The organism is Mitsuaria sp. TWR114 (assembly GCF_007997345.1).
The window spans coordinates 1-7,767 of sequence record NZ_VOSR01000700.1; the positions used below are offsets into that span (position 1 = coordinate 1).

General features: G+C 69.4%; 7 protein-coding genes and 1 pseudogene. 4 read left to right on the top strand and 4 right to left on the bottom strand.

The genetic code is table 11. The features are described 5' to 3' along the window. A partial coding sequence (locus FUT87_RS29205) for a hypothetical protein (RefSeq protein ID WP_186830711.1) occupies nt 1-2,309 on the top strand: 2,309 nt, incomplete at its 5' end. A gap of 54 nt (nt 2,310-2,363) precedes the next feature. Here the strand turns inward: FUT87_RS29205 and FUT87_RS22665 are convergent. After that, nucleotides 2,364-2,885, bottom strand: a complete 522-nt coding sequence (locus FUT87_RS22665) for a peptidylprolyl isomerase (protein ID WP_091724170.1) — start codon at nt 2,883-2,885, stop codon at nt 2,364-2,366. Nucleotides 2,886-3,031: 146 nt separating this feature from the next. Here FUT87_RS22665 and FUT87_RS22670 point away from each other — a divergent pair, with 146 nt between their 5' ends. From FUT87_RS22670 to FUT87_RS22680, 3 genes are all read left to right on the top strand, one after another. After that, nucleotides 3,032-4,105, top strand: coding sequence for a JmjC domain-containing protein (locus tag FUT87_RS22670; protein WP_255488762.1), 1,074 nt, complete (start codon nt 3,032-3,034; stop codon nt 4,103-4,105). Between the two features lie 58 nt (nt 4,106-4,163). Then, on the top strand, nt 4,164-4,688 hold the full coding sequence (locus tag FUT87_RS22675) for a hypothetical protein (protein WP_091724176.1): 525 nt from the start codon (nt 4,164-4,166) through the stop codon (nt 4,686-4,688). 157 nt (nt 4,689-4,845) lie between these two features. Next, a complete protein-coding gene (locus FUT87_RS22680) occupies nt 4,846-5,046 on the top strand; it encodes a hypothetical protein (protein WP_091724179.1) in 201 nt (66 codons plus the stop codon). A gap of 200 nt (nt 5,047-5,246) precedes the next feature. On the opposite strand, the gene bamC is transcribed toward FUT87_RS22680, so the two are convergent. The 3 genes and pseudogenes from bamC to FUT87_RS22695 all read right to left on the bottom strand — a co-directional run. After that, on the bottom strand, nt 5,247-6,410 hold the full coding sequence (gene bamC, locus FUT87_RS22685) for an outer membrane protein assembly factor BamC (RefSeq protein WP_255511970.1): 1,164 nt from the start codon (nt 6,408-6,410) through the stop codon (nt 5,247-5,249). An 80-nt stretch (nt 6,411-6,490) separates the two neighbouring features. Then, nucleotides 6,491-7,372: a 4-hydroxy-tetrahydrodipicolinate synthase gene (gene dapA / locus FUT87_RS22690; protein ID WP_147242474.1), complete on the bottom strand. Its 882-nt coding sequence runs from the start codon at nt 7,370-7,372 to the stop codon at nt 6,491-6,493. Nucleotides 7,373-7,434: 62 nt separating this feature from the next. Beyond that, nucleotides 7,435-7,767: pseudogene (locus FUT87_RS22695) on the bottom strand (SAM-dependent methyltransferase); the annotation flags it as partial.

Below are 7,767 nucleotides of genomic sequence, written 5' to 3' on the forward strand. Positions count from 1 at the left end.
CTCGCGGCCCCTGCACGATCGAGCAGAGCGAGCACCGCGCGGTGCTGCGCTTGCGCGGCCGCCATCGCGTGCTCCCGGACACTGCCACCGATACCGCAACGGCCACAGCCACCAGCACCACGGCCACCGGCTCCGCTGCCGATGCCGCCGCGCGCGCGTGGCTGCCCTTCGACCTGCGGCTCTACCTGTACGCCGGCGGCGACGCGCTGCGCATCATGCACAGCTGGGTCTTCGACGGCGATCCGCAGCGCGACTTCCCGCGCGGCCTCGGCCTCATCGCCGACGTGCCGCTGCGCGACCCGCTGCATGACCGTCACCTGCGTTTCGCCGGCGCGGCCGAGGGCCCGGACGCGGGCCTGTGGGCCGAGGCCGTGCGCGGCCTCACCGGGCTGCGCCGCGACCCCGGCGCCGAGGTCCGCGCCGCGCAGCTCGAGGGCCGCGCCTGCCCGCCCGACAGCACCTGGCAGCGGACGGTGCGCGAGCTCCAGGATCACATCCCCGCCTGGGGCGACTTCAGCCTCACCCAGCACTCGCCGGATGCCTTCCAGATCCGCAAGCGCACGCGGCCGGGCCACACCTGGATCCATGCCGCCGACGGCGCGCGCGCCGCCGGCCTGGGCTACGTGGGCGGCCCGGGCGGTGGCCTGGCCTTCGGACTGCGCGACTTCTGGCAGCGCCATCCGGCGCAGCTGGAGGTGCGCGGCGCCCACACCGACACGGCGCAGGTGCGGCTGTGGTGGCACAGCCCCGACGCGCCGGCGATGGACCTGCGGCCTTACCACGACGGCCTCGGGCAAGACACCTTCGAGCAGCAGCGCCAGGGCCTCGAGCTGACCTACGAGGACTACGAGCCGGGCTTCGACACCGCGGTGGGCGTCGGCCGCAGCCACGAGATCACGCTCTTCGCGCTGGCCGCGACGCCATCGCGCGAGCGCCTGCTGCAGCTGGCGCGGCTGGTGCAGACGCCGCCGCGGCTCGTGGCCGCGCCGCGCCGCTACCTCGACACGCAGGTCTTCGGCCCGCTGTGGTCGCTGCCCGACCGCGGCACGCCGGCCAAGGCCGCGATCGAGGACCGGCTCGACAGCCTCTTCGACTTCTACCGGGGCGAGGCGGAGCAACGTCGCTGGACCGGCTTCTGGGATCACGGCGACATCCGCCACACCTATGACGAGGACCGCCACGAGTGGCGCTACGACGTGGGCGGCTTCGCCTGGGACAACTCGGAGCTCTCGCCCGACCTGTGGCTCTGGTCCGCCTTCCTGCGCAGCGGGCGGGCGGACATCTTCCGCTTCGCGGAGGCGATGGTGCGCCACACCAGCGAGGTCGACACCTACCACCTCGGCCGCTTCCAGGGCCTGGGCACGCGGCACGGCGTGCTGCACTGGAGCGACAGCGCCAAGCAGCTGCGCATCAGCACCGCCGCGTACCGCCGCCACTACCACTACCTCACCGCCGACGAGCGCATCGGCGACGTGCTGCACGCGCTGCGCGACGCGGACCGCACGCTGATCACGCTCGATCCGGGACGCAAGCTGGGCGCGCGGCCGAGCGGTGCCGGCGACGGACTGCTCGGCGTCGGCACCGACTGGGGCGCGCTGCTGGCCAACTGGCTGACCGAGTGGGAACGCAGCGGCGACCCGCGCTGGCGCGACCGCATCCGGCGCGGCATGCAGAGCGTCGCCACGATGCCGCATGGCTTCTTCAGCGCCGCCACCGCGGGTTATGAACTCGAGACCGGCGCGCTGATCGATGTCTCGGGCGGGCGCGTCGGCGCGAGCCATCTGAGCGCGGTGTTCGGACTGACGGAGATGGCGGCCGATCTCATCGCGCTGCTCGAGGTGCCAGGCTTCGAGGACGCCTGGCTGCAGTACTGCGCGCTGTTCAACGCGCCGGTCGAGGAACAGCGCCGCGCGCTGGGCGCGCCGCACGAGGCGCTGGCCATGGCCGCGGCGGCCGATCCGGCGCTGGTCGTCCGGCTGCTGATGCTTCACCGGCTCTACCTGAACCGGCTGCGGCCGCCCGCCTCGTTGACGGAGGCCTTGGCCGACCTGCCCGAGCAGGTCCTGATCGGCTGGCTGCATGTGCTGCGCACCAGCACCTTCGATCTGTCGCCGCACACCCGGAGCTGGTCGCAGGCCGTGCGTGAGCAGATCCACAACTATCGCGCCCGGCTGATCGGCGCTCGCGCCTGCAGCAGCCCGGCCGAACTCGAAGCCAAGGTGTTCGATCTCTATCGCCGCCTCTGCTCACGCGAGTCGATCCCCCCGCCGACTCGACCGACCCTGCTCGAGCGCTGCGGCCCCTTTTGACGCGCAGAAGTAAAAAGCCCCGCGGTGCGGGGCTTGCAGGGCGGCTTGCAAGGCTCAGTGGAGCGGCTCGTCCGGGTCCGGTCCGCTGACGACCGAGAAGCCCGAGTCGCCGAGCGTGCCGGCTTCGATCTCCTCCTCAGTCGCCTCGCGCACGTCGCAGACGGTCACATGGATGCGCAAGCCGACGCCGGCCAGCGGATGGTTGCCGTCGAGCACCACGTGCTCCGGATAGACCTCGGTGACGGTGTAGATGCGGTCCGCGGGCATGTCGGGCGTCGAGGAGCCTTCGGGCAGGCCCTCGAACTGCATGCCGACGTCGACGTTCTCGGGGAAGACCTCGCGCGGCTCGAAGCAGACGAGATCGCTGTCGTAATCGCCGAAGGCATCTTCGGGCTCGAGCGCGACGCTGACTTCGTCGCCGGTGGTCTTGTCGACCAACGCTTCCTCGACCTTCGCGAACAGGTCCTCGCCGCCGTAGAAGAACTCCATCGCCGGGTCCAGGACCTCGACGGATTGGCCTTGGGCGTCCTCCAGTCTCCAGGTCAAGGAGACGACGCAGGGGGCAGTGATTTGCATCGCGCGATTCTCTCAGACAATCCCTGCCCATGACTTCCAAGCCCACGTCCTCCTCGAAGCGCCCGCCGGCGCCGGCCGCCGCCTCGTCGGGGCTCGACATCGACGCCCGACTGCCGCTGCTCGGCGGCCTCAGCCCGGCGCAGTTCATGAAGCGCCATTGGCAGAAGCAGCCGCTGCTGGTGCGTCAGGCCCTGCCAGGCGTGCAGCCGCCCATCGACCGTGCCGGCCTGGCGGCGCTGGCCGCCAGCGACGAGGTGGAGTCGCGTCTGGTCGCGCAGCAGCCCGGGGATCGCTGGACCTTGCGCCAGGGACCGATTCCCAAGCTGCCGGCCTGGAGCAAGCCGCAGTGGACGCTGCTGGTGCAAGGCCTGGACCTGCATGTCGACGCCGCGCACGACTTGCTCGGCCGGTTCCGTTTCGTGCCCGAGGCCCGCCTCGATGACCTGATGCTCTCCTACGCCAGCGAGGGCGGCGGGGTGGGGCCGCATTTCGATTCCTATGACGTCTTCCTGATCCAGGTCAGCGGTCGTCGTCATTGGCGCATCGGCCGCCTGGGCGTGTCGACCTCCGGCGCGCTGCGCGAGGATGTGCCGCTGAAGGTGCTCGCCGACTTCGAGCCGGAGCAGGACTTCGTGCTCGAGCCCGGTGACATGCTCTACCTCCCGCCGGGATGGGCGCACGATGGCGTCGCCGTCGGCGGCGACTGCATGACGGCGTCGGTCGGCTTCCGCTCGCCTTGGCGAGGCGAACTGGCGAATGAACTGCTGGTGCGCCTGACCGACGACGAGGAGGCGCCGCGCGGTGACCGGATGTATGTCGATCCCCGCCAGGCGGCCACCGCCGAACCGGGAAGAATCCCCGAGGCGCTGACCGCCTTCGCGCGCGAAGCGGTGCTCAAGGCGGTGGCCCAGCCGCTTGCGCTGGAGCGGGCGCTGGGCGAGGCGCTGACGGAGCCGAAGCCGCGGGTGTTCTTCGAGCCGGGAGACGCGTTGCCGCCAGGGCAGGGCGCCAGGTTGAGCCCGCGCACGCGCATGATGTACGACGCGGCGCACGTGTTCATCAATGGCCAGTCCTTCCGCGCCGGCGGGCGCGACGCGACCCTCATGCGCCGTCTGGCGGATCGGCGGACGCTGTCCGTGGCCGAGGTGGCCCGCCTCAGCGAAGGCGCGCGCGACCTGCTCGATCAGTGGACCGAGGACGGTTGGATCCTGCCCGGTTGAACGGGCATGATCGTCGCCGCCCCATGGTCGCCTACCGTGATTTCCTGAGGAGCTCGACATGTCGCAGGAACCCCTGATCCCGGAAAACCTCCGACCGGGCCTCGTGGAAACCGTCGAGGAAGTCCGGCAATTGCTGCGGCAAGCGCTGCTGCTCGCCGCGTCGCAGGGCGGGCGGGAACTCTGCTGGCTCGACACCGACTTCGCCGCCTGGCCCTTGTCCGATCCGGAGCTCCTGGATGCCCTGCATCGCTGGGCGCTGCCGCACCGCCGGCTGCGCCTGCTCGCGGCGCTCGACTATGAAGCGCTGCGCCGCGTCCATCCGCGTTTCGTCCAGTGGCGCCAGCTGCACGACCATGTGGTGCAGGCGCGGGCCTTCGATCCGGCGGATCTGGGCGACCGCAGCACCCCGACGCCGCAAGGCGTGGTGCTGGCACCCGGATTGCTGACCTTGAAGTTGTGGACGCCGGCGCGGGCGTCGCTGGCGCTGCGTGATGCCCGCGAAGAAGCCATGGCGCGCGAATGGTTTGACGCAATTGAGCAACGGTCTGCCGATTCGTTCGCCAGCAGCACCCTAGGGTTGTAAGACGATTACAAACTGGTGGCTATAATTGCCGGCTAGGCGAGGGAAGCGCTCGAGGTTTCTCGCGTCTTGGTCTGCTGAAGTTCGTACTGGTCATCATGTACGACTTCATTAATTACCGGTAATTGATTGTTCGTCTAAAAGTTACTTGAGGACAAGTATGAAAAAGTCGATTCTGATGGCCTCCCTGCTGGCCGCTGTTGCCCTGACCGCTTGCGGCAAGAAGGAAGAAGCTGCCGCTCCGGTGGCGACGCCCGCTCCGGAAGCTTCGGCTCCCGCCGTTGAAGCCTCGGCCCCGGCCGTTGAAGCTTCGGCTGCTGCCTCGGACGCTGCTGCTCCCGCTTCGGCCGCCAGCAACTAAGACGATCTCTCGTCCTGAGAAAGCCGCATGGGTTCGCCCATGCGGCTTTTTCTTTGGCGCCTCCATAGTGCAGGGTATCGGCGCGAACATCGCCCGCGCGCTGGTATTTGACTGGATATTCGAGCCCATGAAAAACGCCACCCGAGGGTGGCGATTTTGTTTTGCGCAAACTGAGGGCGTACGGTTGCCCGTCGGCCAGATCAGCGGACGTCTTCCATCAGCAACTGGAGGATGCGCTTGGCCAATTCGTCGGTCTGCTGCTGGCCCTTGTCGTCCTGGATCTGGACGGTGGACTTGCCGCCATCCGATTTGACCGACACGCGATAGCGAACGGCGCTGGAGGCGCTCTTCGCGCCGAACAGGCGCTGGAAGAAATTGGGCTCTTCCTTGCCGGCCTGGTTCGGGTCGGCATAACGCAGGAAGAACAGGCCTTGCTTGCGGTCGCGGTCCTCGATCGTGAAGCCGTGGCGGTCCAGCGACTGGCCGACGCGGCGCCAGGCGCGGTCGAAGTCTTCGTTGATCTGCAGCTGGTCGGGCACGTCGGCCAGCGAGCGCGGCGCGGCGCCACGCGGCGCTTCGGCGAAGCTCGGCGCCGGCTGCTGCGCATTCGCGACCATGGTCTTGGCGTCTTCTTCCTTGCCGCCGAGCTTGAGCATCAGGCGCGAGGTCATTTCGGCCTCGAGTTCCGGATCCGACGGGCGGGGCTGCCAGCCGGTCTCGTCGCGCTGCGAGTTCGTGTAGATCTCGACCAGCCCGCGGTGCGTCACGTAGATGTCGGTGCCGCCCTGCTCGTTGCGTTCCAGGCGAGTGCGGTACTTGTCGCGCTCACCGGTCGAGTACAGCGAATCCAGCAGCGAGCCCAGCGCCTTGCGGATGAAGTCCTGGGGCAGCTTGGCCTTGTTCTCGGCCCAGTTGGTCTCCATGACGCCGACGTTCTGGTCCTCGGATTCGATGGTGAAGCCGCGCTCCTGCCAGAAGCTCTTGACCTGTGGCCAGAGTTGCTCCGGTGGCAGCGCGCTGTGCAGCCAGCGCGCGTTGCCCAGGCGATGGAACTCGACGTTGCCCGCCTTGTCCAGCGCCACGGGGGCTCCGGCGGTGGCGCCAATCGCCTGGCGCTGCGCGTTCGGCTGGGCGGCCATCTGCGCGGCGCTGATCGGGCCGGTCGGGCGGTTTTCCTTCGGAAGCTGGGTCAGGTCCGGCGGCACGTCCAGGCCGGTGGTCTGCTTGGCCTGGGTGCGGTAGTCGACCTTGTCGCTGGTGGTGATGCTCTCGAACGTGCTGCACGCCGTCAGCGAGGCCAGCGCCATCAGGCAGGCCACGCGCACCGGGGTGGGAGCGCCGGATTCAGGAAGGGAACGAGTCACGCTGGAGATCTCGAGGTAGGTCGCTGCGGCCCGCGGCCGCTGAAGGAAAAGGAGCCGCCGGCGGCGCCGGCCGGCGGTGATTAGAGCAGGCCGGCCTCGCGCAGGGCAGCTTCGACCAGTTGCTGGCCCGCCGGCGTCAGCGGCGTCAGCGGCAGGCGCAGATGGTTGCTGCTGCGGCCCAGCTTGTTCAAGGCCCACTTGGCCGGGGCCGGGCTGGGCTCGCAGAACAGCTGCTTGTGCAGCGGCAGCAGCTGGAAATGCAGCGCGGTGGCCTCGCGCACGCGGCCCTCGATCGCGGCCATGCACAGCTCGTGCATCGCCTTGGGGGCGATGTTGGCCGTGACGCTGACCGAGCCGCGGCCGCCCATCAGCATCAGCGCGATGGCCGTGCCGTCGTCGCCGGAATAGATGCTGAAGCCCGGGGGCGCATGCTTGATCAGCCAGGCGGCGCGCTCGATGTTGCCGGTGGCCTCCTTGATGCCGAAGACGCCGGGCAGGGCCGCGCAGCGGATGGCCGTTTCCGGCGCCATGTCCGCCACGGTCCGGCCGGGCACGTTGTACAGCATCATCGGAATGTCGACCGCTTCCGCGATCGCCTTGAAGTGCTGGTAGATGCCCTCCTGGGAGGGCTTGTTGTAGTAGGGGACCACCGACAGCGTGGCGTCGGCCCCGACCTGCTTGGCGAAGCGGCTCAGCTCGATGGCCTCGGCGGTGGCGTTGGCGCCGGTGCCGGCCAGGACCGGCTTGCGACCCTTCACATGCTCGACCGCGACGCGGATGACCTCGCGGTTCTCTTCCATCGTGACGGTGGGCGACTCGCCGGTGGTGCCGACGACGCCGATGACGTCCGTGCCCTGGTCGATGTGCCAGTCGATCAGGCTGCGCAGCCCGTCGAAGTCGATGCGGCCGTCTTCATGCATCGGCGTGACCAACGCGACGATGCTGCCAACAATTGCGTTCATTGAGGATTCCTCGTGATCGGCGGATTCTACTGAAGCGCCGGGGCGCTTCCGGGGCTCCGCGCTCAGCGCAACCGGTATCGCGGGTAGACCCCAGGCGCGGCCCCCGTGGCGTCCGCCGTGGGCGCGCTGGCGACGGGCCGGTTGTCGCGAACGGCAGCAACGCGCTGCACGTAACGACCGTTGACGCCGCCGGCCGCAGGGCCGGGCGGCTCCGACTCGATGAAGCCATCCTCGTAGGCGATCACGCGCAGGCCGTTGGCCGCGTCCAGCAGTTCCCCCGGACGCAGCAGGAACTCGGGCCGCGCGGGGCGGCCGATCGTCTGCTGTCCGTCGGTAAAGGTTTCGTAAATCAGCCAGCCGCCGGGCGCGACGGCCTCGACGATGCGCGGCAGCAG

Bases quoted from the DNA above. Each gene is read 5' to 3' on its own strand.
- FUT87_RS22670 (WP_255488762.1), top strand. From the start codon at position 3,032: ATGAAGCGCCATTGGCAGAAGCAGCCGCTGCTGGTGCGTCAGGCCCTG.
- FUT87_RS22665 (WP_091724170.1), bottom strand. From the start codon at position 2,885: ATGCAAATCACTGCCCCCTGCGTCGTCTCCTTGACCTGGAGACTGGAG.
- dapA (WP_147242474.1), bottom strand. From the start codon at position 7,372: ATGAACGCAATTGTTGGCAGCATCGTCGCGTTGGTCACGCCGATGCAT.
- FUT87_RS22680 (WP_091724179.1), top strand. From the start codon at position 4,846: ATGAAAAAGTCGATTCTGATGGCCTCCCTGCTGGCCGCTGTTGCCCTG.
- FUT87_RS22675 (WP_091724176.1), top strand. From the start codon at position 4,164: ATGTCGCAGGAACCCCTGATCCCGGAAAACCTCCGACCGGGCCTCGTG.